At 60.5% G+C, this 23,580-nt stretch carries 18 protein-coding genes, 1 tRNA gene and 1 other RNA gene; 12 read left to right on the top strand and 8 right to left on the bottom strand.

What is annotated here, in order from left to right:
* Positions 1 to 67: 67 nt before the first annotated feature.
* The 3 genes from FGQ67_RS01260 (at position 68) to FGQ67_RS01255 (ending at position 3,092) form a co-directional block, all read left to right on the top strand.
* On the top strand, positions 68 to 2,083 hold the full coding sequence (locus tag FGQ67_RS01260; RefSeq protein ID WP_249934346.1) for a heavy metal translocating P-type ATPase: 2,016 nt from the start codon (positions 68 to 70) through the stop codon (positions 2,081 to 2,083).
* Between the two features lie 143 nt (positions 2,084 to 2,226).
* On the top strand, positions 2,227 to 2,580 hold the full coding sequence (locus FGQ67_RS10020; protein ID WP_171025124.1) for a hypothetical protein: 354 nt from the start codon (positions 2,227 to 2,229) through the stop codon (positions 2,578 to 2,580).
* Positions 2,577 to 3,092, top strand: a complete 516-nt coding sequence (locus FGQ67_RS01255) for a type II toxin-antitoxin system VapC family toxin (RefSeq protein WP_171025123.1) — start codon at positions 2,577 to 2,579, stop codon at positions 3,090 to 3,092. Before FGQ67_RS10020 ends, FGQ67_RS01255 begins: the two co-directional genes overlap by 4 nt.
* Before the next feature lie 58 nt (positions 3,093 to 3,150).
* Here the strand turns inward: FGQ67_RS01255 and FGQ67_RS01250 are convergent, their stop codons facing one another.
* Positions 3,151 to 3,585 (bottom strand): hypothetical protein, encoded by a 435-nt coding sequence (locus FGQ67_RS01250; RefSeq protein ID WP_138339673.1) that lies wholly within the window; start codon positions 3,583 to 3,585, stop codon positions 3,151 to 3,153.
* A gap of 237 nt (positions 3,586 to 3,822) precedes the next feature.
* Here FGQ67_RS01250 and ssrA point away from each other — a divergent pair.
* The 8 genes from ssrA (at position 3,823) to FGQ67_RS01210 (ending at position 12,936) form a co-directional block, all read left to right on the top strand.
* Positions 3,823 to 4,186, top strand: a transfer-messenger RNA (tmRNA) gene (gene ssrA, locus FGQ67_RS01245).
* 358 nt (positions 4,187 to 4,544) lie between these two features.
* On the top strand, positions 4,545 to 5,423 hold the full coding sequence (locus FGQ67_RS01240; protein WP_138339672.1) for a patatin-like phospholipase family protein: 879 nt from the start codon (positions 4,545 to 4,547) through the stop codon (positions 5,421 to 5,423).
* Between the two features lie 193 nt (positions 5,424 to 5,616).
* A complete protein-coding gene (gene rplM, locus FGQ67_RS01235) occupies positions 5,617 to 6,060 on the top strand; it encodes a 50S ribosomal protein L13 (RefSeq protein ID WP_022094635.1) in 444 nt (147 codons plus the stop codon).
* 2 nt (positions 6,061 to 6,062) lie between these two features.
* Positions 6,063 to 6,458, top strand: a complete 396-nt coding sequence (rpsI, locus tag FGQ67_RS01230) for a 30S ribosomal protein S9 (protein ID WP_022094634.1) — start codon at positions 6,063 to 6,065, stop codon at positions 6,456 to 6,458.
* A 123-nt stretch (positions 6,459 to 6,581) separates the two neighbouring features.
* Positions 6,582 to 7,919, top strand: coding sequence for a phosphoglucosamine mutase (gene glmM / locus FGQ67_RS01225; protein WP_138339671.1), 1,338 nt, complete (start codon positions 6,582 to 6,584; stop codon positions 7,917 to 7,919).
* A 101-nt stretch (positions 7,920 to 8,020) separates the two neighbouring features.
* On the top strand, positions 8,021 to 8,488 hold the full coding sequence (locus FGQ67_RS01220; RefSeq protein ID WP_306421699.1) for a PTS sugar transporter subunit IIA: 468 nt from the start codon (positions 8,021 to 8,023) through the stop codon (positions 8,486 to 8,488).
* A gap of 271 nt (positions 8,489 to 8,759) precedes the next feature.
* Positions 8,760 to 9,488, top strand: coding sequence for a glucosamine-6-phosphate deaminase (nagB, locus tag FGQ67_RS01215; RefSeq protein ID WP_022094631.1), 729 nt, complete (start codon positions 8,760 to 8,762; stop codon positions 9,486 to 9,488).
* Between the two features lie 448 nt (positions 9,489 to 9,936).
* Complete coding sequence (locus FGQ67_RS01210) at positions 9,937 to 12,936, top strand: AfsR/SARP family transcriptional regulator (protein WP_138339670.1); 3,000 nt, start codon at positions 9,937 to 9,939, stop codon at positions 12,934 to 12,936.
* Between the two features lie 69 nt (positions 12,937 to 13,005).
* On the opposite strand, the gene FGQ67_RS01205 is transcribed toward FGQ67_RS01210, so the two are convergent.
* The 6 genes from FGQ67_RS01205 to FGQ67_RS01180 form a co-directional block, all read right to left on the bottom strand.
* Positions 13,006 to 13,305, bottom strand: coding sequence for a YhbY family RNA-binding protein (locus tag FGQ67_RS01205; protein ID WP_006234690.1), 300 nt, complete (start codon positions 13,303 to 13,305; stop codon positions 13,006 to 13,008).
* 158 nt (positions 13,306 to 13,463) lie between these two features.
* A complete protein-coding gene (locus tag FGQ67_RS01200; protein WP_249934345.1) occupies positions 13,464 to 14,351 on the bottom strand; it encodes a class I SAM-dependent methyltransferase in 888 nt (295 codons plus the stop codon).
* A 325-nt stretch (positions 14,352 to 14,676) separates the two neighbouring features.
* Positions 14,677 to 16,041, bottom strand: coding sequence for a PFL family protein (locus FGQ67_RS01195; protein WP_035136908.1), 1,365 nt, complete (start codon positions 16,039 to 16,041; stop codon positions 14,677 to 14,679).
* 108 nt (positions 16,042 to 16,149) lie between these two features.
* Positions 16,150 to 18,708, bottom strand: a complete 2,559-nt coding sequence (locus FGQ67_RS01190; protein WP_171025122.1) for a homocysteine S-methyltransferase family protein — start codon at positions 18,706 to 18,708, stop codon at positions 16,150 to 16,152.
* Between the two features lie 9 nt (positions 18,709 to 18,717).
* Positions 18,718 to 19,506 (bottom strand): vitamin B12 dependent-methionine synthase activation domain-containing protein, encoded by a 789-nt coding sequence (locus tag FGQ67_RS01185; RefSeq protein WP_138339669.1) that lies wholly within the window; start codon positions 19,504 to 19,506, stop codon positions 18,718 to 18,720.
* Positions 19,506 to 20,378, bottom strand: a complete 873-nt coding sequence (locus tag FGQ67_RS01180; RefSeq protein ID WP_138339668.1) for a methylenetetrahydrofolate reductase — start codon at positions 20,376 to 20,378, stop codon at positions 19,506 to 19,508. The genes FGQ67_RS01185 and FGQ67_RS01180 overlap by 1 nt, the downstream gene beginning before the upstream one ends.
* A gap of 427 nt (positions 20,379 to 20,805) precedes the next feature.
* On the opposite strand from FGQ67_RS01180, the gene FGQ67_RS01175 reads away from it, so the two are divergent.
* Complete coding sequence (locus FGQ67_RS01175; RefSeq protein ID WP_138339667.1) at positions 20,806 to 22,893, top strand: glutamine synthetase III family protein; 2,088 nt, start codon at positions 20,806 to 20,808, stop codon at positions 22,891 to 22,893.
* Positions 22,894 to 23,340: 447 nt separating this feature from the next.
* Here FGQ67_RS01175 and FGQ67_RS01170 read toward each other — a convergent pair.
* Positions 23,341 to 23,417, bottom strand: a tRNA-Glu gene (locus FGQ67_RS01170).
* Positions 23,418 to 23,580 lie beyond the last annotated feature (163 nt).

The raw sequence follows: 23,580 nt of genomic DNA, 5'->3' as shown, positions 1-23,580 counted from the left end.
ACAAACTATGAGATTCTCGATTATTAGCGAGATCCCCGGCAGGACCCGTCTTCAATTGGCGGGTCCTGTGCCAGAGAGCGATCTCGATGCACTTCTTAAGCTTGGCGGCGACATCGATGGCGTGCACAAGGTGCGCGTGTATGGCCGCATTGGCCAGATGGCGCTGGAGTACGACGAGCCGCGCCGCGCGAGCGTGCTCGACGCCTTGGGCGCACTCGATGCTCAAGCTATCGCCGATGCCAAGTCGGGCTACGTGATGCAACTCGAGCCGCGCAAGCACAAACTCGTTATGGACCTGGCGACACTCGTCGGTGCCCATTACGCACGTCGTTGGTTCTTGCCGACGCCTCTGCGTGCGGTGTTTGTCGTGGCCGGTTACATGGCATTTTTGCGCGCTGCTCTTCATGAGCTGGCGCAGCCACGCCTGACCGTTCCTGTGCTCGACGCTTCGGCCATCGGCATTTCGTTCGTCAAACGTGATGTCGACACCGCGGGCCAGACAATGTTCCTGCTCAACGTGGGCGAGCTGCTCGAGGACTACACCCGCGCCATGAGCGAAAACGAGCTCATCAACTCGCTGCTCGATGTGCCCGACAAGGCGCAAAAGGTCGTCGGCGACACTGAGGTAAGCGTTGCCGCCACCGAGCTTGAGCCCGGCGACTTGGTAGCCGTGCGCACTGGCATGTCCATTTGCATCGACGGTGTTGTCGAGCAGGGGAGCGCTATGGTCAACCAGGCGACCCTGACCGGCGAGCCGCTGGCCGTCGAGCGCAGCGTGGGCGACGACGTGTTCGCCGGCACCGTCGTGGAGGACGGCAGCATCTTGGTGCGCGTGCGCGCCAACACGGCGCAGACCAAGCTGCGCTCAATCGTCTCGCTCGTGCAGACGGCCGACTCGCTCAAGTCCGAGGGCCAGTCGCATATGGAGGACCTCGCCAACAAGATCGTCCCGTGGAACTTCCTGCTTGCGGGCCTGGTCGCGCTCACTACGCGCAGCCTCATCAAGACCTCGGCGGCGCTGATGGTCGACTACTCGTGCGCACTCAAGCTCACGGGTTCCGTTGCCGTCATGACCGCTATGAGCGATGCTGCCAAGATGGGCGTCATGGTCAAGGGCGCAAAGTACTTTGAGTCGTTTGCCAAGGCCGATACCATTGTGTTTGATAAGACCGGCACGCTCACCGAGGCGCAGCCGCGTCTTGCCTGCGTACTCACCACCGATGGCTGGAGCGAGGACGAGGTCCTGCGCCTTTCCGCTTGCTTGGAGGAGCATTTCCCGCATCCGGTGGCGCGTGCCGTGGTCAACGCTGCTCACGAGCGTGGGCTCGAGCACCGCGAGCGTCACGCTGCCGTCGAGTACATCGTGGCACACGGCATCGCCTCGTCCATCGAGGGTCGTCGCGCAATTATTGGCTCGGCACACTTTGTGTTTGAGGATGAGGGCGCGCAACTCGAGTCCGACATTAAGGAGCGCATCGAGTCCCAGATGCAGGGCCTGTCGCCGCTGTATCTGGCGGTCGACGGCACGGTCGTGGGTGTGCTCGGCATCGAGGATCCGCTCAAGCCCGGGGTCCGCGAGGCCATCGCCGACCTGCATGCGCTGGGCGTCAAGCATGTCGTTATGCTCACGGGCGACTCCGAGCGCACGGCCGAGCGCATTGCGCGAGAGGCGGGCGTCGATGAGTTTAAGGCCGAGCTGCTGCCCGAGGACAAGTACGCGTATGTGGAGCGCATTAAGGGCGAGGGACGCCACGTTGCCATGGTGGGCGACGGCGTCAACGACTCACCGGCGCTGGGCCTGGCCGATGTGGGTCTGGCCATGGGCGGTGGAAGCGACATCGCCAAGGAGGTCGCCGATATCATCCTGACCGATACGGAACTCGATGCGATTGTTCGCCTGCGCCGCATGAGCCAGGGACTCATCGATCGTCTGACGAGTTCGTATTCCAAGGTGATGCTCACCAACTCGGCGCTGTTGGCATTGGGTATTACCGGCATGATTACTCCGCAGGCGTCGTCACTGCTGCACAACGGCTCGACGATTGCCTACAGCCTGGGCAACGCGAGGGCTTACCTGCGTTAGCAGACGTGTTCGCTCACGTTATCTGGCCTGCGCCCAGACGGCATCTGTGTCGTCTGGGCGCAGGCCTTTTGCGTTTGACCATCTGCTAGCTTCTCTATATAGTGTTGATATCGGTGCTAGCAATTGAAGGGAGCGGGATCAACGTGGGTGCTGTTAGCGGCATGGCGCAGGTGAATGTTCGCGTAGATCGCTCGGTTAAAGAGCGCGCCGAGGAAGCGCTACAGCTTTCGGGCAGGTCACTGCCCGAGCTCATCAAAAAGGTCGTGGCCAAGGTCGCACAGGGTGGCGGGCAGTGTGAGGAAGTGCTGTCTGCCGTTGATGGTCGGCAACAGACCGTCGCGCACGATACTCCGTTCTCCGTATCATGGGCAGCGGCCGACCGGCTTTATGCAGATTTGGGCATCGCTACGTCGTCCGTGTCCGACGATCGCGATTGGGACGCAATCTATTCCGAAGCCATGGACGAGCGCTATCGCCAAAAGGGGATGATCCTGTGAGCGGGGCTCCCCTCAAAATAATGGTGGACGCCAACGTATGGGTTGATTCGTTTTGCGTCGACCATGCCGAGTCGCTTGCCGCGCGTGCGTTTATTGGGCAGGCGACGGATACGCGGGCGTTGCTGTTCTTTCCGGTGCATATCGCTAAGGACGTGCTATACGTTGTCCAACACGAGCTGAAGCGTAGCGTTCTTGCCAGCGGGGGAACGCTCGACGAGGCATCTGCCCGCGCGATTGGCGATGCGGCGTTGGTGTTTGTGCGGAACATGACCGAAAACGCCACGGCCGTGGGTGCAGATGCGTCGGACCTTTGGCTGGCCGACAAATACTTAGCGCTCCATCGCGATTACGAGGACAACTTGGTACTCGCCGCATGCAAACGCGCCCAGGTCGATTACTTGGTAACTAACGATCGCAAGCTGCTCGAACATGCCGATCTTGCAGCAAAGACCCCGCGTCAAATGATGCCGATTCTTGCTTTGGCCGAACGCGGCGGCGCGGCTATCGGTTGACGCGAACTGTTTGCGGGCCTCTTGGACGACGATGCGCCAAGGGACCCGCGTCTGCTATTTACAAAAGCTCGGCCTTAATGGCGGGGCTTTCTGCGAGCTTTTCGGCTGCCTTTTCGTCGGAGCTGTCGAGTGCTGCCAGACTGCGGTAGACCCACTCGTTGACCTGGGTGTTCTTGACGCCTGCAGTCTGCATAAGGGCGCCTACCTCGCGGATTGCTGCGAGCAGATCGGCTTTGGGGCCCGCGAGCTCGACCTCGATGCCGTGGTAGGCGGCCACGCCGCGGTTCTCGCTCACGTGGTCGATAAAGCCCTCGACGGTCTCAAGCTGCTGGGCGAGAGCCGCATCATCGTCAGCGTCCAGCGCGACGAGTGCGTTCGATACCGTGAGGGCGGGATGTCCGCAGGGGACAAAGCCCTCGATGACATCCATAGCTTCGGTAATGGTTGAGCCCAGGCCTGCGAGGGCATTGACGAGTTGCTGCTTGGTATCCATAACGGTCCTTTCGACGGGTCAATTTTGCTTGGCGAAAATATACGTGACGCAATCGGTAGCAAAAGTGTGAAGTGCGGCGCACATTGGGGTCTTCACAGCTCGTGCATAGAACAGCTGTCCGCTTTCAGAACGTGGTAAGATAACACTCCACAAGCGGGGCTCGCCCTGCATGTTCCTTGAAAAGTCGACGAGTGTTGGGCGCTCGTGCCCAATGCCATCCAGACTTTCCCGACATTCGGGGGCGACTGGTTTCGACACGATAGCTCTGAGAGAGGAAGCAAGCCGAGGTCTCCTCGCCTCGTTAAACAGAGGTACCGTCAAATTGAATTGACAACAACTCTTCTTTTGAGCCTATGGCTCTCGCTGCTTAGTTTATAGCGGCGCGTCAACCCGGTGATTTCCCCGACACCGGCGCGACGTCATTTTAGGGGAATGCTCCTGCGCACGTAATCGGTATGGCGCGGGCTAAGACCGAACCGGTTAGGACGCCGCGAGCGTGTCGCTGCGCGCAAAGCGTCCGAGACAAAACCAGCGACTGAGCTTGGAGATGCCAATCAGGGGGCTTTCGTGGACCGGAGTTCGATTCTCCGCGCCTCCACCATAAGTAACAGGCAGGTAGATATTCGTATCTACCTGCCTTTTTATTTCGAGTCCGTACCGCGGAGAATCGAACTCTGTGCAGGGCGCGAGCGTTAAACAAACGCGGAGCGTTTGTAGCGAGCGGGCGAGGACGCCGGCAGGCGGCCGAAGCCGGTGCGTGTTCGCGAAGCGAACACGCGGATTCTCCGCGCAATGCTTCAGCCCAATATCGATGCGATGCCGACTAAGCTCCGGCTGCCCATGCCCCGCTTTAACGCAAGCCCCAAACCGCGGAGAATCGAGCTCTGCTCCAAAACCTGCGCGCTCGCCATCCCAAAACTGGGTAGAAGAAAGCCAAAACGCAATCGCAGGAGGTCAACATGACTGCAGAAGATAAGGCAAAGAACGCCGGCAAGGTCGCGCTCGTTTTGGAGGGCGGTAGTTTTCGCGGGCAGTTTACTGCGGGCGTGCTCGACGTTCTCATGGAGGCCGGCGTCGAGATTCCGGCTGTCTACGGTGTATCGGCCGGCGCCCTCAACGGCGTGAACTACAAGTCGCACCAGATCGGCCGTGCCAACCGCATCAACCTGGCTTTCTGCAACGATAGCCGCTTCATGGGCGCCGCATCGTTTGCGTCCACGGGCTCCATTGTGGGTTACGACTTCATCTTCAACGATGTCCAGGACCGCCTGGATCCCTTTGACAGCGAGACGTTCGACGCGAGCCCCATCGAGATGTTCGCCGTCGCGACGGACATGCTCTTTGGAACCGCCACGTATCTCCCGGTCAAAAGCGCCGTGCTTGACCTCGATGCCGTGCGCGCCTCGACGTCGCTGCCGCTGGTGACGCCGCCGGTCGAGATTGACGGGCACAAATACGTCGACGGCGGCGTGGCCGATTCGGTCCCCATCGAGCACGTGCTGGAGGAGGCGGGCTTCGACCGTGCGGTCGTCATCGTCACGCAGGACCGTTCGTATGAGAAAAAGCCCTACGAGTTTTTGCCGGCCGCGCGTGCGCGTTATGCCGACTACCCCTATCTGCTCGAGGCTATCGAGACACGCCACGACCGTTACAACATCCAGCGCATGCACCTGTGGAAGTATGAGCGCGAGGGCCGTGCGTTGGTCGTCGCTCCGCAAAAGCCGGTCGAGGTCGGCCATGTCGAGCACGATTCGGCAAAGCTCCTCGACCTGTATATCCAGGGCCGTCAGGAGGCAAAGCGCCTGCTCGCGGAAATACAAGAGTTCGTTGAGCGCTAACGACGGCGAACCCTCAAAAAATGGCAACAGCTAAAGAGCTGGAAAATCACGGCTCGTGGATGACATGTGCAGAAACTCTGGTCTGAGCCAAAATACCTGTTGACTTGTACGGCGAGCGGGGTAATATGGACGGGTTACTTGCAGAGCCCCGTGAATCTCTGTAACAACACGTACTGTACATGGAGGAGTCTAAGTGATTTCGAAATCGACTCACTACGCCAAGCAGGGCGAGGTCCAGCGCAACTGGGTTCTCGTCGACGCCGATGGTGCTGTCCTGGGCCGTCTTGCCACCCAGATCGCAATGATCCTGCGCGGTAAGAACAAGCCCCAGTTCACGCCCAACAGCGACTGCGGCGACTTCGTTGTCGTCATCAACGCCGATAAGGTCCAGCTTACCGGTAACAAGGCCGACACGAAGACCTATTATCGCCACAGCGGCTACAACGGCGGCCTCAAGGCTGAGAGCTTCCGCCAGGCTATGGAGAAGCACCCGGAGAAGGTCATCGAGCGCGCCGTTCGCGGCATGCTGCCCAAGACCACCCTCGGCCGTGCCCAGATGACCAAGCTTAAGGTCTACGCTGGTGCCGAGCATCCGCATGCTGCCCAGAACCCCACGAAGATTGAGCTGGAGGCTTAAAGATGGCTGAGAACACCGTTGTCTACCAGGGTACCGGCCGTCGTAAGAACGCCGTCGCCCGCGTCCGTCTCGTCCCCGGCACCGGCAAGGTGACCATCAACAAGCGTGACGCCGAGCAGTATTTCGGCCGTCATCAGCTCGTTGAGAACGCCCTTGCTCCCTTCAAGGTGACCGACACCGCCGGTCAGTTCGACGTTATCGCTCTGTGCGATGGCGGCGGCATCTCCGGTCAGTCCGGCGCTCTGCGCCTGGGCATCGCTCGCGCTCTTCTGAACGCTGGCGACTACCGTGCTGACCTCAAGAAGGCCGGTTTCCTTACGCGCGATGCTCGCGTGGTCGAGCGCAAGAAGTACGGCCTCAAGAAGGCCCGCCGCGCTCCCCAGTTCTCCAAGCGCTAAGGTTTTATCTCCTTTCGAGATACAATGTACAAGCGGGGCCTGCCGATTCCTCGGCGGGTCCCGCTTTTCTTTTTCGACTAGGGTGGGCGGTTGCATATCGCCTGCTAGGGAAGGAGCAATCCTATGCCCCAGAACATCTTCGGTACCGACGGCGTCCGTGGCGTCGCCAACGCCGATCTTTCGTGCGACCTCGCGTTTCGCCTGGGCCGCGCGGCGACCAAGTTCCTTGGTCCGGACATCTGCATCGGCCGCGACACGCGCCTTTCGGGCACCATGCTCGAGAGCGCTCTGACCGCCGGCATTATGGCCGAGGGCGGCCGTCCGCACTGCTGCGGCGTCATCCCCACGCCTGCCGTGGCGCTGCTCACCGTTCAGAACGAGCTCGATGGCGGCATCGTCATCTCCGCTTCGCATAATCCGCCGGAGTTCAACGGCATCAAGTTCTTTAGCCGCAAGGGCATGAAGCTTCCTGATGCTGTCGAGGAAGAGATCAGCGCCTGGGTCATGTCCGAGGAAGCCATGGCTGCCGACACGCTGCCGACCGGTGCCGGCGTGGGCCACATCATCAAGATGAAGGACGCTCGCAAGGCATACGTCGACCACGCCATCGATACGCTCGATGGCCTGAGGCTCGATGGCCTGGTCGTTGCCGTCGACTGCGGTCACGGTGCTTCCTGCCAGACTACGCCCGCTGCGCTGCAGCGCCTGGGTGCCACGGTCCATGCCATCAACACCGATTATTGCGGCACCGACATCAATGTCGAGTGCGGCTCTACGCACCTCGAGCCCCTGCGCGAGCTCGTGCAGCGCACCCATGCTGACATTGGTCTGGCCCACGACGGCGACGCCGACCGCGTACTGTTCGTGGACAGCGAGGGCAACGAGATCGACGGTGACTACATCCTGGCTATCTGCGGTTCCGACCTCGCCGCTCGCGGCAAGCTCGCCAACTCCGAGATCGTCTCGACCGTCATGTGCAATCTGGGCTTCTCCATCGCTATGAAGGAGCAGGGCTTCGAGATGGTCCAGACCGCCGTGGGCGACCGCTACGTTCTGGAGCGCATGCTCGCGGACGGCGCCGTCATCGGCGGCGAACAGTCCGGCCACATCATCTTCCTGGAGCACAACACCACCGGTGACGGCCTGGTGACGGCTCTGCAACTGCTGGCCGTGCTCAAGCGCACCGGTCGTACCCTCACCGATCTTGCCGGCATCATGAAGAAGTACCCGCAGGTACTCGTCAACGTGCATTCCGACAACAAGGCTGGTCTGGACGATTGCCAGCCCATCTGGGACGCCGTTGCTGCTGCCGAGAAGGAGCTTGACGGCCGCGGCCGCATTCTGGTGCGCCCGAGCGGTACCGAGCCGCTGGTCCGCGTGATGGCCGAGGCCGAGACGCACGAGCTGACCCAGCGCGTTGTCGACGACATCGTTGAGGTTGTCAAGCGCGAACTTCCCTAATGGTCAAAAACGGGTGCCAAGTGGTAAACTGTTAAGGTTATTTTGGTTGATCGGTATGTCCGAGGGGGAGCATGTTCACTAAAGTCCTAAGGTCTTTTGGTATGCGTGGTCGAGTCCTTACGTTGGATGCTCCCATCTCGGGTGACGTTATTCCGCTCTCCGAGGTAAACGATCAGACGTTTGCTACCGGCCTTTTGGGCCAGGGCGTGGCGATTCAGCCCACCGGAACGCGCGTGATCGCGCCGGCTGATGCCAAGGTCGAGGCTATTTTTCCCACGGGACACGCCGTTGCGCTTAACACGGTCGATGGCTTGGACGTGCTCATTCACGTTGGTTTGGATACCGTTCAGCTCGAGGGCAAGCACTTTACCGTACATGCGCAAGTGGGTGACATCGTCCATAAGGGCGATGTACTCATTGAGTTCGATCGCGAGGCAATTGCTGCCGAGGGCTACGATGTGACGGTTCCCATCTTGGTGTGCAACTCCGTTGAGTTCTCGAGCATCAAGGGCTCCGTTGGCGTGCATGTCGAAGAGATGGACCAGCTCATCGTTGCTCGCGAGCGCTAGCAAGTGCACGTGGCCATTAGCCTACAATTCAAACACGTTTACGGAGGGCGCCCTTGAAAGAGGACGCCCTCCGTGGCAAGATGGGATTTGTCCGAAGCTAAAAGGCTTTGGGTCACCGTGGACGGGCAGGGGCCTCGACGCGGTTAGACACGAGACACATACATTACGCGACCTCGCCCTGGTGGCCGCACACGTTGGTTGCGGCCGACGCGGGCCGCGGGCAAGTGCTTGTAAGGGAGCCTTGCCTCTCTTGTACGAGAAAGGACGCGTAATGAAGATCATTAAAGCTAAAGACTACGAGGATATGAGCCGCAAGGCCGCCAATATCATCTCGGCGCAGGTTATCCTCAAGCCCGACTGTGTGCTGGGCCTTGCCACCGGCTCCACCCCGATCGGTGCCTACAAGCAGCTCGCTGCTTGGTACGAGAAGGGCGACGTCGACTTTGCCGAGGTCAGCACCTACAACCTGGACGAGTATCGCGGCCTTTCGCACGACGATCCCCAGAGCTATCACTACTTCATGCGTGAGAACTTCTTCGATCACATCAACATCGACCTGAACAACACGCATGTGCCCGACGGTTCCAACCCCGACGCCGCCGCTGCCTGCTCTGAGTACGACAAGATCGTCGCCGAGGCCGGTTACCCGGATCTGCAGCTGCTCGGTATTGGCAACAACGGCCACATCGGCTTCAACGAGCCCGATGACCACTTCTCCAAGGGCACGCACTGCGTCGACCTCACCGAGAGCACCATTCAGGCCAACAGCCGCCTGTTCGACAGCATCGACGATGTTCCCCGTCAGGCCTACACCATGGGCACTCAGACCATTATGTATGCCCGCATGATCCTGGTCGTCGCCAACGGTGAGGCCAAGGCTCAGGCTGTGCATGACATGTGCTATGGTCCGGTTACGCCCGAGTGCCCGGCTTCGATCCTGCAGCTGCACACCAACTGCGTTGTCGTTGCCGACGAGGCCGCCCTTTCGCTCTGCGAGTAGCGCGAATCCTGCACCTCGACATAGCCTTGATTAAGGCCTCCGCTTTGCGGGGGCCTTTTTGTTATCCCTTTTTGCCCACTTGACCAAAAACTTGCCGCAAGCTTGACGAATGCCGGATGCCCAACAGCTTGATTCATTCTATACCAGATTCTATGCAAAAAAGCCACTAGAAGGTCGTAGACGGTAGCGGGTGCTAGGCGAGTTGAATGACATGGCTGAACCTTGTTCATCTGCGTTACACTGCCGCTTAGATGGGACAAGCTGACAAGCTCATTTACCTGCTTAAAGACCGATTAGTCGGGGGATTAATAACAATCGGCCTTCGCTGTACAAAAACTTGCCGCTTGCGTACCAAAAGACAACCTAAAACACAAGGTCGCTCTATTCATAGCGCGGCTTGTATGGTCTTGCGGCTACAGTGTCCATACGGTCGAGTTGAGGAGCGGGCATGGTAAACGATTTGAGCGGTATAGACGACCTCGAGCTGATGCCGCTGGGCGGAGGCTATATGGTGCGACGCGAACGCTTGATGAATGAGCTTATCGCCAAGGGCCGAAAGGCCGGCATCGTGGTTCTTTATGCGCCCGACGGGTTTGGGAAGACCTCGGTGCTGCTTCAGTACACCCATGAGGTTAAATGCGACCCGACGCGAGGCCCCGTGCGGATTATCGAGGCCGATCGCGCCATTGGGCGCGAGGTGTTTATGCAGCTCGAGGTGGTTGCCGAAGAACTCAAAGACAAACCGCACTCCCTTATCGCGATTGATAATGTGCCAAACCTCGATCAGCACGATACCGAAGACCTCATCGACAGGATTCGCGGCCTGCGCGCTATGGGGGTAGGGGTCTTTATCTCCTGCCGTCCTTCAAATCGTCAGCTGATTCATGGGCTGGGCGATTCGGTTAAGATCAATGCGCAGATGCTCAAGGTGCATGCCTATGAGTATTCGGCGTGGGCATCGGCGTTTTCGATCAGCACATCGCTCGACTTTTATCAGCTCACGCAGGGCGTGCCCGAGCTCGTTTCGGCATTGCAGACGGGTCTGTATGGCCAAGGCGACGTAGCCGGTCTGCTCGAAAACGAGATTGTCAACGTATATGGCGCGGCACTTGCCGATCTGGCTTCGCTCGACAATAATGCGCTGTTTTGCGTGGCATGTCTCATGGTTTTGATGGGCGAGGGCAATATCGCAGAACTCGAGGCTTGCGGGGTGAGGCTGTCGATGGTCGACCAGTCCTACTTTGTACGCGACTACCCGATCTTTGGCTTGGATCCCGCCGAGCGGAGTTTTACGTGTCTGGGCACGGAGGATAACGGACGCCTGCGTTTGCGTAAGTTGGTGGCCGAGGTTCGCCCCGAACTTGTTCCGAGGGCGGCCCGGATTTTGCTTAAGGCGGGCCGATGCGATGCGGCGATGGGCCTGGCGGATGCCTTTTTGGACCGTGAAGCGGTCCTTGAACTTGCTGGGCAGTATGGGGTCGATCTGGCCCTGACGGGGCACGGGGCCGATATCTGCCGAGCAGCGCTGGGCACGATCGATGCCGACGATCCGGCTCCAGAGCCAACGCCTGCCGAGGCGCTTGGCGTATATCTGGCGGCGGTCAGCGTGTCCAACACAAAGCTCGCCCGCTATATGGCATCGGTCATCGAGCGCGGGGGCGAACGGGCGGCCTGCGAAATAGACCCTGTTTCATGGAGGGTGGCCCAGACACTAACGGCTGTTTGCTATGGGGACAACGGACTTGGGCTTCCTACGAACCTGGCCGTGCCAGAAATCGAGACATCCCATACCGCACTCGATATGTTGTCTGCGCATATCGAGGTCAAGCGCTGTCTGACCGAGCGGGGAGATGACGGCGGCGTTCTACAGCAGCTCAAAACGAGCAAGGCCTACGACTGTGAGCTCGATATCGCGGGGATTGTTATACGGGCCGATAGCATGCTGGTGGAGCTCTTTGACGGGTCGTTTGCGGGAACCGACGAGCGCGACGACGAGATGACGGTGGTGCGGGAGGCGCTCGACGTACGTGGGCTTAAGGCGATGGCTATCTGGGTGCGCATGGTGTTGGCGGCACGGCGGCTCCTTTCCGGCTTGCCGGTAACCGACGACGCGGCGTTCAACGAGCTCGATCGTTTTGCCGTGCGCATGCGCGACAACCAGATTCAGCTGTTTGGCCTGTTGCTAGAAGGCTGGCAGTCGCTGACAGAGGGACGGCCGGTTAATGCAAAGTTCCGTGCGGTCCAAGTGCTCAAACTTGCCGAGGAGTCGATTGCGTACATGCGCGATAACGCATTGCTGCTGGAGCGCGCGGCATATCTGCGTAACACCTCGATGGTTTCGGTGCGCGAGGAAGCGGAGCTACTCGATATAAGCCAGACGCAGGTTGGTGGAGCGGAGGCCTGGATGGTGGCGCTGCATCTGGCCTGTGCGGGCCGAGACAGCGACCTTGCGGCCTGGATGTCCATGAATCGCGCGGGGATTCTAGAGCCATCGTATCGGCTCTTTGCGCGCCTTGCCATGCATTGTCTGGGCGAGCCGGCGGGCAGGATACGCAAGAAGCTTCCCGTGCGCGAGCTGTCGCGGTACTCGTTGCGCGACGATTTGGAAGGGGAGGGCGAGCGCCTGTTCCAGGCTGGCGAGGTTGAAGCCGTTGATACCATCGACCATATCGAGATTCGCATGTTTGGCGCGTTTCGCGCCGAGCGCGACGGGTTTCCCATCACGGACAAAATGTGGCGCCGCAAGAAGGCGGCGACACTTGCCGAGCGGCTTGCGCTGGGCATGGATGCGCTCGTCGATCGTGAGACGCTGGCCATGGAGCTGTGGCCCCATGCCGAGTTCAATAGCGCTCGCAACAACCTGTACTCGACGATATCGCGCTTGCGGTCGGCTTTGGGACCGACGCCGGATGGCAAGTCGTGTGTGCTCATCCAAAATGAATGCATCGGGCTCAACGGCGACTACGTCAAGACCGATGTACGGCTGTTTGACCAGATAAGCCGCGAGGTTTTGGGAAATCGCACGGGTGCGCGCGGGCCCCATTTAGTTGAGCTGTGCCTTAAGATTGAGCAGCTTTATGCCGGACCGCTGTATGTTCCCAATGGCTGTAATCCCACCTACTTTTTGCGTATGCGACGCATTATGCAGTCAAAGTACATCGATTGCATGATCAAGGGGGCCAATGCCGCTCTAGAAGAAAACGATCTGCAGTCGGCGATTTGGCTAGCGGAGTCGGGGCTTCGGCAGGAAACGGCGCGTGAGGATATGGTGCGCTGCGCCATGCGTGTCTACAGTGCGGCGGGGCGGCGGCGCGATATCGTCGAGCTGTACAGCGGGCATATGCACCATCTGAGGGAGCAGGTCAATGGCGTGCCCGAGCCCGAGACGCGGCGTCTATACGAGCGCTTGGTGGAGGGGCGGCTCAATCGCGTGCTGGTCGAGCGATAAAAAACGGGCGCCCAAAGTACTTGGGCACCCGTAAGCTTGCTATGTGTTGGCTCGCCGGATCATTGGCTCTTAGACGAGCTTGATCTTCTCGATGTCCTTGCGCGAGGACTCGCGATACAGCGAGAACTTGCGGCCGATGACCTGGACGACCTCGGCGTGGCAACGCTCGGCGAGCTCCTCGGCGGCTTCGCGGGCGGAAAGGCTGGAGCCATCGAGCACGGAGCACTTAACGAGCTCGTGCTTCTCCAGGTAGGCGACCGTCTGCTCGACGGTGCCCTCGTTGACGTCGGACTTGCCGATGATGATGGCGGGGTTGAGGTGATGGGCCATGCTGCGAAGCTGCTTGACCTGGGCTCCTGTCAGTGCCATGGGTTCTCGCTTTCTATGTATGGGGCGCCCCGCGACGGGGCCTTAATCTACGTGAGCTGTCCCACGATAGCGCAGGAACGGCGTGGTGTGGAGCGCGTTTGCCCAGTTCAAAAAGAATGCGGATGCCGAGTGAGTGGGCGGTGCGGGCTGCGAACAGGCTATGAGCTGGGCGCAGAGACCGGCTTCCATGCAATAAACGCCCAACGAACCTTGCGGACATGATCGAGCATATAGCGCCCCTGCGGCACACCCTTGGAGCCCGGCTCACCGGCATGGGGGTTCTCAATCATGTGTTGAACGATGTAGTTACGCAGGCGGTCGATTTTATCCTCGTTGCCGTGCTCGAGCATACGGGAAAAATCTGCCACGCCCGCCTCAAGGCTATCGAAGGTGTCGCGACGGGGCGATTCAAAGTACGTAACCTGCGGCAGGGCACCCATCTGAATGAGAATGTTAAAGGCATACACAAAGCCATTGCTGCAGGTAACCGAGGCGCCGATAGCGTTCATCAAGTGCAGATCATAGCGCGGGCTGGAGTTGGCGACCATCGTGACAGCACAACGCCGACGAGCCGTACGATCAAGCTTGGCAAGTGCACCTTTTAGGTTGGTCGTGGTGACAGAACGACTGGCAAAGGCAACATCTACCGCTTTTGCGATCGGTCCAACCAAATCCCAATCATCATCCCAAGCAAGCTCAAGCGGCGTAATACGATCCTCGAGTCCATAGTACTCAATGCCAGCATCAAGCGTGCCCAACATGGCAGGGGAGAAATCAGCCGCAATCACAGGATGCCCAGCCTGAGCAAGCGGAATAGCAATCGACCCAGCCCCACACCCCATATCAAGCGCCGATTCACCAGGCTTTAACGCCAACAGCTTCATAAAGTCCCGGGCATACGGAGCAGTCTCAAGCGGCCGAAAATGCCGAGCCCGCTTATCCCACTCAAAAGAATCATCAGCTCGATGTCGAGCTGCCTGCATTTGCATCCATTCCTGATTCCAATCAGCAGAAAGGAGCTCAGAGTGAGCATCCCCATCAACCACGGGCCAACCTCCTAGCAACAAAAAAGCGACTCCTCCTAAAAGAAGAGCCGCAGCCAGCATATATCAGAAAGAACCGTTCCAACGCCAAACCGCCCTCACAACCAAGGCGGGCAGGAGCGAAGCGACTGCCATACGGGATAGAACCCAACTGAGGTCCCGTTGTGCGGGAGCCCCGCCGCCGGGCGGCAGACATATAAGGTCGATCGCGAGTTCCGCACGAGCCGGAGAGCACTTAATGTGCTCTCCGTGCGAGTCAGGACTGTCCGAGCAGGCGACCTTATATGTCTGCCGCCCGGCGGCGGGGCTCCTCGCCCGAACCCCTCAGCTAGTTCTTCAGCGAGTTCAGCGGCGCCGGGAATCGACCACCGCGGTGGGCAAGCACGGTGCCGGCGTTGGGGTTCACCGGCATGATGGGCGCACGGCCGAACAGGCCACCGTACTCGACGCAGTCGCCCACGCCCTTGCCGATGGCGGGGATCACGCGGACGGCCGTGGTCTTGTTGTTGATGACGCCGATGGCCATCTCGTCGGCGATGATGCCGGCGATGGTCTCGACCGGGGTGTCGCCGGGGATGGCGATCATGTCCAGGCCAACGGAGCACACGCAGGTCATGGCCTCGAGCTTCTCGAGCGAAAGTGCGCCGGCCTCGACGGCGGCGATCATGCCGGCGTCCTCGGACACGGGGATGAAGGCGCCGGAGAGACCGCCCACGCTGGAGCTGGCCATGACGCCGCCCTTCTTGACGGCATCGTTGAGCATGGCGAGCGCGCAGGTCGTGCCGGGGCCACCGCAGGTGCCCACGCCGATGATCTCGAGGATCCGCGCGACGGAGTCGCCAATGGCAGGCGTGGGAGCCAGCGACAGGTCGACAATGCCCTTCTCGACACCCAGGCGATGAGCGGCCTCGCGGCTCATGAGCTCGCCGGCGCGGGTGATCTTAAAGGCGGTCTGCTTAATCTTTTCGGCAACCTCCATCATCGAGGCGGAGTCGGGGAGCGTCTCCAGGGCTGCGGCCATAACGCCGGGGCCCGAGACGCCTACGTTGATGACGGCGTCGGCCTCGCCACCGCCGTGGACGGCGCCCGCCATAAACGGGGAGTCCTCGACCATGTTGGCAAAGCAGACAAACTTGGAAGCGCCGACGGAATCCTGGTCGGCCGTGAGTTTAGCGGCATCGATGATGGTCTGGGCGGCCATGAGCACGGCGTCCATGTTGATACCGGCGCGCAGGCTGGCGACGTTGACGCTGGAGCAGACGCGGCTCGTGGTGGCGAGCGCCTGGGGGATGGACTGGATGACGCGGCGGTCGGCGTCGCCGATGCCCTTCTGGACGAGTGCGGAGAAGCCGCCCAGGTAATCGATGCCGAGCGTCTCGGCCGCGCGGTCGAGGGCATGCGCGATGGGGGTGAGGTCCTCATCCTTGCAGCACGCGGCGATCTGCGCCACCGGGGTGACGGAAACGCGCTTGTTGACGATGGGGATACCGTACTCGCGCTCGAGGTTCTCGGCGGTCTCGACCAGATGCTCAGCCGTGTGCGTCACGTGGTCGTAGATTTTCGTGCACATGCGGTCGAGGTTCTCGTCGCCGCAACCCATGAGCGAAACACCCATGGTGATGGTCCTGATGTCGAGGTTCTGCTCCTCAACCATGCCGCGGGTTTCCGCGATTTCTGCGGGCGTGATCGCCATCCTTGCGCTCCTATCTGCCAAAACGAGCATAGTCTTATCTATTCTAACGTGCCGCACGTGCCAAGTGGCGCGTGCGGCACGTTTTGGTGCTCGGTTGTTTCCGTTGTGTTACTGCCCAAAGACCTCTTCGGCGATACGAGCGCTCTCGGCGGCGTCCTTGGCGTAGTAGTCCGCGCCGATCTGCTTGGCGTATTCGGGGGTGAGTACGGCGCCGCCCACGATGATCTTGACGCCCGGCACCTCGGCATGAAGCAGCTTGATGGTCTCCTCCATGGCGACGACCGTGGTGGTCATAAGCGCCGAGAGGCCGACGAGTTTGATATCGCGCTCCTTGACGGTCTTGAGTACCTCCTGCGGGTCGACGTCGCGGCCTAGGTCAAAGACGGTGTAGCCGTAGTTATCGAGCAGCATCTTGACGATGTTCTTGCCAATATCGTGGATGTCGCCCTTGACGGTGGCCACGCAGATCTTGCCCTTGTCGGCGATCTCGCCGGCGGGCATCAGGCGCTTGATGGTGTCGAAGCCCACGCGCGCGGCCTCGGCCGAGGCCATGAGCTGCGGCAAGAAGAACTTGCCCTGGTCAAAGAGGACGCCCACCTCGTCGAGGGCGGGGATAAAGTGATTGTTGATGAGGTCCATGGCATCGTGGCCTGCCAACAGACGCTCGGTCTCGGCAGCGATCTCGCCTTTGCGGCCCGAGACGACCATGCGACGAATCGGGTCGTCGTTGCCGTCAGTGCCGGCGGTGCCAGCAGCAGGCGCGGCATCACTCGATGCGGCCTGAGCCGCTGCCGGGTTGGCGGCGATCTTGTACGGATCGGTCCAGCCGGCGTAGCGCTCGATGTATCCGGTCGAGCCCTCGTCCTCAACGCTCAGGACGCGATAGCTGTAGACGGTATCCATAAAGCGCTTGGAACCCGGGTTCATGATGGGGGCGTCCAGGCCCGCGCCAAAAGCGGCGGCCAAAAAGACCGAGCCCAGCAGCGGGCGGGCAGGCAGGCCAAAGCTGATGTTCGACACGCCGAGCGCGCATTTGACGCCCAGGCGCTCCTTGCACAGGGACATGGCGCGCAGGATCTGCTCGGCCTGGCGTTGATTGGTCGAGGCGGTCATGACCAGGCAGTCGATGAGGATGCGGTCCGGTCCGATGCCGTAGCGGGCAGCCTCGGCCACGATGCGCTCGGCGATGGCGAAGCGGGCCTCGGCGGTATCGGGGATGCCGCCTTCGTCGAGCGTAAGGCCGACAACGTTGGTGCCGTAGTGGGCGACCAGCGGGAAGATCTCATCCATGATTTGCTGTTTGCCATTGACCGAGTTGATGATGGGCTTGCCGGCGTAGCGGCGCACGGCTGCCTCGACGGCTGCGGGGTCGGTGGAGTCGATCTGCAGCGGTAGCAGCGTGGAGCCCTGGAGCTGCTCGGTCGCCTGCTGGATGATCTTGACCTCATCGATCTCGGGCAGGCCCACGTTGACGTCCAGGATGTCGGCGCCCTGTTCCTGCTGGCTGATGCCCTGACTCACGACGTAGTCCAGGTCACCGTCGCGCAGGGCCTGTTGCAGGCGCTTTTTGCCGGTGGGATTGATGCGCTCGCCGATGACGGCGATCTTGTGGCCGTCACAGGGAAGGTCCACGACCGTCTGGGCGCTCGTGACCGACATGCTGGGCTTGCGGCGGCGCGGGCTGGGCGTGTGGTTGTCGATAAGCGTGCGCAAGGCCGCCATGTGCGCCGGCGTGGTGCCGCAGCAGCCGCCCACGACGCTCACGCCGTCGGCGATCATGCCGGAGACGGCCTTGGCGTATTCGGGGGCCTGGATATCAAAGACGGTATTGCCGTCGTCGTCCACATGGGGGAGTCCTGCATTGGCCTGCACCATAACGGGCTTGTCGGTAACGGTGAGCATGCGTGCGGCAAGCCCACGGAGCTCGGCCGGTCCCTGACTGCAGTTGATGCCCAAAACGTCGGCGCCGATGGCGTCGAGCGTGATGGCGGCGACCTCGGGACTCGTACCCAGGAACGTGCGGCCGTCTTCCTCAAAGGTCATGGTGGCAAAGATGGGCAGGTCGGAGTTCTCGCGGCAGGCGAGGACGGCAGCCTTGATCTCGGCAAGGTCGGTCATGGTTTCGATAATAAAGAGGTCCACGCCCGCATCGACGCCGGCGCGCACTTCCTCGGCAAAGAGGTCATAGGCCTCGTCGAAGCTCAGGGTGCCCAAGGGGCGAAGCAGCGCGCCGATGGGACCGATATCGCCGGCGACGTAGTGGGCACCGGCCGCGCGGGCGCAGGCGACAGCGGCGGCAAAGACATCTGCCACGGTGGCGGCGCCGTCGAGCTTGTGGGCGTTGGCGCCAAAGGTGTTGGCGGTGATTACGCCGCAGCCGGCTTCGACATATTGACGCTGAATGTCGGTAATGACCTGGGGCTCCTCAAAGTTGAGCAGCTCGGGCAGGGCGCCGGCCTTCATGCCGGCCGCCTGTAACATGGTGCCCATGCCGCCGTCGAACAGCAGGTGCCCCGTGCCCTCGATGGCGGCGCGCAGGCGATCGTCCTTAATGCGAAGATCGTCGATCGTGCGCGTCTTGTACGTGGCACCGTTGCGACGTGCGGCATCAACGGGTGCCGCCAATGCAGCGCCGTCAGAATCATGAGTGATAAGCGGAGTAAACATCGGGGGCTCCTAATGGCTGGAATAGCAGGTGGTGTGGGCGGCGCGGAAGCGACAGCTCTCGCGCATGCGGCAGATATTGCAGGTGGGGCGGGTCTGGGCGTCGTGGACCTCGCCGTCAAACAGACCGATCACCGCGGTCACGCTTTTGGTGGGCATGAGCAGGCTGGTGGGTGTGACGGTCAGGCCGATGAGCCGCGTGGCGTTGAGCGCATTGACGATCGAGCGCTGGGCCGAGAGCGGGCAGTCGCCGTAGCCGGGACTAAAGCGCCAGTTGCCGGCGAGTCCGTGTGCGGCGGCGTCCGTCTTGACCTGCTGGTCCATTTGCTCAACGGCGGCTTCCACGTAAGCGGAGCACGCGGCGTCGAGCACGGCGCCCTCCAGGGGATGTTGGGCTCCCGTGGTGCGCAGGCGACGCTCGGCGTCCATGCCGAGGGTGCATGCCATGAGCGCGGCAAAGCGGGCATCTTTGAGATGTCGATAGATATCGCGACCTCGCAGCTCAACGTTGGTGCCGACCAAGTGAATGCAAGGCTCACTTTGTTCGTCCACGCCCGTGGCATCGACGGCAAACACGCGGCGCACGCCACGGGGCTCAATGTCAAGTTCCAGACGCTCGACCACAAGCTCAATACGTCGTGACAGCTCGGGTTCAATCTGCTGGCCGCCGTAACCCAGATACCGCAGCATCTCGGCACGGTCGACACGGGGATGGTGCGCAGCATCGACACGGTAAAGCGCCGGCGACGCAAGGTCGGCCGGCACTTCGACAGCGGTTGTATCGATGTGCGGTTTTTCCATTACCCCAGGCGCTCCATAATGGTCGCGGCGATCGCAGGACGGTTCATAGTGTACAGGTGCAGGCCGTCGGCGCCGTGCTCCTTGAGGTCGCAAAGCTGGCGGGCGGCATAATCTACACCGGCTGCCTGCAGGCTCTCGGGGTCGTTCTCGTACTTGGCGAGAATCTTGATGACGGGGGAGGGCAGCGACGCGCCGCACATAAAGACCATGCGGCTGATCTGCGACTTGCCCATAAACGGCATGATGCCCGCGGTAATGGGCACGGTGATGCCGGCCTTGTCGGCAAGCTCGCGAAAACGGTAGAAGCACTCGTTATCAAAGAAGAGCTGTGTCACAAAGAAGCTCGCGCCGGCGTCCTGTTTTTGCTTGAGGTGTTCGACCGAGAGGTTGAGATCCTCACAGGCAATGTGGCCCTCGGGGTAGGCTGCGGCGCCCACGCAAAAGCCGGCGTCGACGAGCTCGGGGATGAGGTCGCGGGCGTAGGCGTAGTCCGAGGCGGGCTTGTCGTCCTCGGTTGCGCCGGCAGGGAGATCGCCACGCAGGGCCAGGATGTTTTCCACGCCGGCGGTGCGATACTCGTCGATCTTGGCGGCGATATCGGCGTGCGAGCGGCCCACGCAGGTAAGGTGTGCCACCGAGGGTGTATCGAATTCGCTCGTAATCATATGCGCGATGGGGGCGGTGGTGGCGCCGTTGCCCGAGCCGCCAGCCGAGCAGGTGACCGAGACAAAGCTCGGCGAAAGCTTGCACAGATTGCCTGCCACTTCGCGAGCCGTGTCGAGGGTGAGCTCGCCCTTGGGCGGGAACATCTCAAACGAAACGGGCGCGGTGCCCTGGGATGCTGCCTGCTTAAAAACCTCGTCGACGCGCATATCGTGCTCCTTTAGATACTTAAATAGTGTGATGTGTTGTAAGGATTCTACAGCACCACTGTGTCACGGCGGAGTTTCACTCGTTATTCGGGGATACCAATCAAAGATGCCTTGCTATCGGCATTCCCTATAACAGAGCGGCTAATCTAGGCACGGACTATAAAGACTGGTATCTGATGCAAAATACCAGTTAATAGAGCTCCATCCCAAATTGACTATCCTTAAACCATGGGGAGAGGTCTGCTATTTATACAGTTGATTGGCTGTTGAGGGTGGCAACGCCGTCTCGATAGGGTAACCTCATTGATTGGTTTCGCGACAGCAACATAACGGTAATGTCGCGGAAACACGGCGAGTCTAAGCTATGACTCGTTCGTTAGTAATCAACACCGCTTCTCACGCGGTGCCGATACGAAGGGAGTTCCGTATGGCCGATCTTACTGACCGCTTCGGGACCATGGTGTTCTCTGAGGAAGTCATGAAGGACTACCTCCCCAAGGACATTTGGAAGCGCCTTGCTGCAACCCTCGAGGGCGGTGAGCCGCTCGACCTGGATGTGGCCAACGCCGTTGCCCATGCCATGAAGGTCTGGGCCATCTCCAAGGGCGCGACGCACTACGCGCACTGGTTCCAGCCGCTTTCGGGCATTACTTCCGAGAAGCACGATAGCTTCTTGGAGCCCAACCACGACGGCACCGCCATCACCAAGTTTACGGGCAAGAACCTCATTCAGGGCGAGCCCGACGCCTCCAGCTTCCCCAACGGCGGCCTGCGCGCCACCTTCGAGGCCCGTGGCTACACCGCCTGGGATCCCACCAGCCCCGCCTTTATCAAGGACGACGTCCTGTGCATCCCCACGGCTTTCTGCTCCTACACGGGCGAGGCCCTGGACAAGAAGACCCCGCTGCTGCGTTCCATGACCGCGCTCTCGCGTGAGTCTAAGCGCGTTTTGGCTCTGTTCGGCAAGACCCCCAAGAAGGTCGTTCCTTCCGTGGGTGACGAGCAGGAGTACTTCCTGATCAAGAAGGACGCTTACCGCAAGCGCAAGGACCTGGTCATCACCGGCCGCACCCTCTTTGGTGCTGCTCCCTGCAAGGGCCAGGAGCTCGAGGAGCACTACTTTGGCGCTATCCGCCCCACCGTCTCGGCCTATATGAAGGACCTGGACGATGAACTGTGGGCGCTTGGCATTCCCGCCAAGACCAAGCACAACGAGGTTGCTCCCTGCCAGCATGAGCTCGCGCCGGTCTATGGCGAGGTCAACGAGGCCATCGACCAGAATCTGGTCATGATGGAGAAGATGAAGCTCATCGCCTCCCGCCACGACTTGGTCTGCCTGCTGCACGAGAAGCCCTTTGAGGGCATTAACGGTTCGGGCAAGCACAACAACTGGTCGCTTGGCACCGAGTCCGAGAATCTGCTCGATCCGGGCGACACCCCGCTCGACAACCTGCAGTTCATCGTCTTCCTCACCGCGGTGATCGAGGCTGTCGATAACTATCAGGAGCTCCTGCGTGCCTCTGTTGCCTCGGCCGGCAACGACCATCGTCTGGGCGCCAATGAGGCTCCTCCGGCGATTATGTCCATCTTCCTGGGCGACCAGCTTACCGAGGTCGTCGAGAAGATCATCGATGGCAAGGCTTCCGTCCATGCCACGCGCGGCGTGCTCGACCTGGGCGCTGATACCCTGCCCAAGCTGATGCAGGACAACACCGACCGCAACCGCACCTCCCCGTTCGCCTTCACCGGCAACAAGTTCGAGTTCCGTGCCTGCGGCTCCGAGCAGAACGTCTCCGACTCCAACCTGGTGCTCGATGCCGCCGTGGCCAAGTCGCTCAAGTCCTTCGCCGACGCACTCGAGGGTACGCCCGAGGATAAGTTCCAGGACGCCGCGCTCGAGTACTGCAAGAAGGTACTGACCGATCACCAGCGCATCCTGTTCTCCGGCGACGGTTACTCCGACGAGTGGCCCATCGAGGCCGAGAAGCGCGGCCTTGCCAACAACAAGACCACGGCCGACGCCCTGCCCGCCTTTGTTTCCGATAAGGCCATCGCACTCTTTGAGGAGACGGGTGTCCTGACCAAGGCCGAGGCCCAGTGCCGCTACGACTGCAAGCTCGAGAAGTACAACAAGCTCATGAACATCGAGGCCACCACGATGGTTCGCGAGGCACGTCGTACCTATCGCCCGGTCATTACCGCCTATGCCACCAAGGTCGCTAAGGGCCTTGAGACTATCCGTGCCGCTGGCGCCGAGGCCGCCATGCAGTGTGAGCAGAACACGCTCAACAAGCTCTGCAACGGCATCACCACCATCAACGACTCCATCAAGGCGCTCGACGCCGTGCATCAGAAGGCCGAGGGCCTCGATGGTCAGGAGCAGGCCAACGTGTACGCGCACGAGGTCGTTCCCGCTATGGATGCGCTGCGCGCCGCCGTGGACGCCATGGAGGAGATCGTGGCAGCCGACTACTGGCCGGTCCCGACCTACGACGACATTCTGTTCTACGTGTAGAGCGTAACTGACATATCGTCACGGTATTGAGCCGGGGTCCGCATCATGCGGGCCCCGGTTTTTGTTTGCGAAGGACGCTTTGAAGCCCGTTTTGGAACTGATTCGCCCACGCAATAAGGGGGCGTGGGCAAAAAACGTCAAATATGAGTACTGTCACAAGTCCTGTAACATTATTTATTTGCAAAATATGTAGTGTTACGCAACATATGTCCAAGTACTTAGCCGATAAACGTCTGCAATTTTTCCGCCGTAGGACGCCTGACGGCTAAATCGCCTTCTGAAGGCATGAAATCGCTGTTATTAAAATGGTAACAGTACTCATATTTGCCATTTTTTGACCACAGGCCTTGCGATGATGCCGGGATCCGCACCCTGCCGGGTTCGAATCCCGGCATATCGGTAGCAAAAAGCCCGCTACCGAATTGATAACGGGCTGCTCAGATTCTGTGGTGCCCCCAGCGGGATTCGAACCCGCGATATCCACCTTGAAAGGGTGGCGTCCTTGGCCGCTAGACGATGGGGACAGCGGGAAAGAGTATAGCAGACTTTTTTAGCCGTTCACATATCGTTGGCAAACTGAAAAACCACCACAAAGGTGCCTTGATTATCGACTTTATCCGAACACCTCCCACATTCATCCGCACATGTGCGGATGAATGTGGGAACCCGATACCCTGAGGGCCGGAT

This window comes from Collinsella aerofaciens, from assembly GCF_005845035.1.
GTDB lineage: Bacteria > Actinomycetota > Coriobacteriia > Coriobacteriales > Coriobacteriaceae > Collinsella > Collinsella aerofaciens_I.
This window is presented reverse-complemented; position numbering and strand designations above follow the sequence as displayed.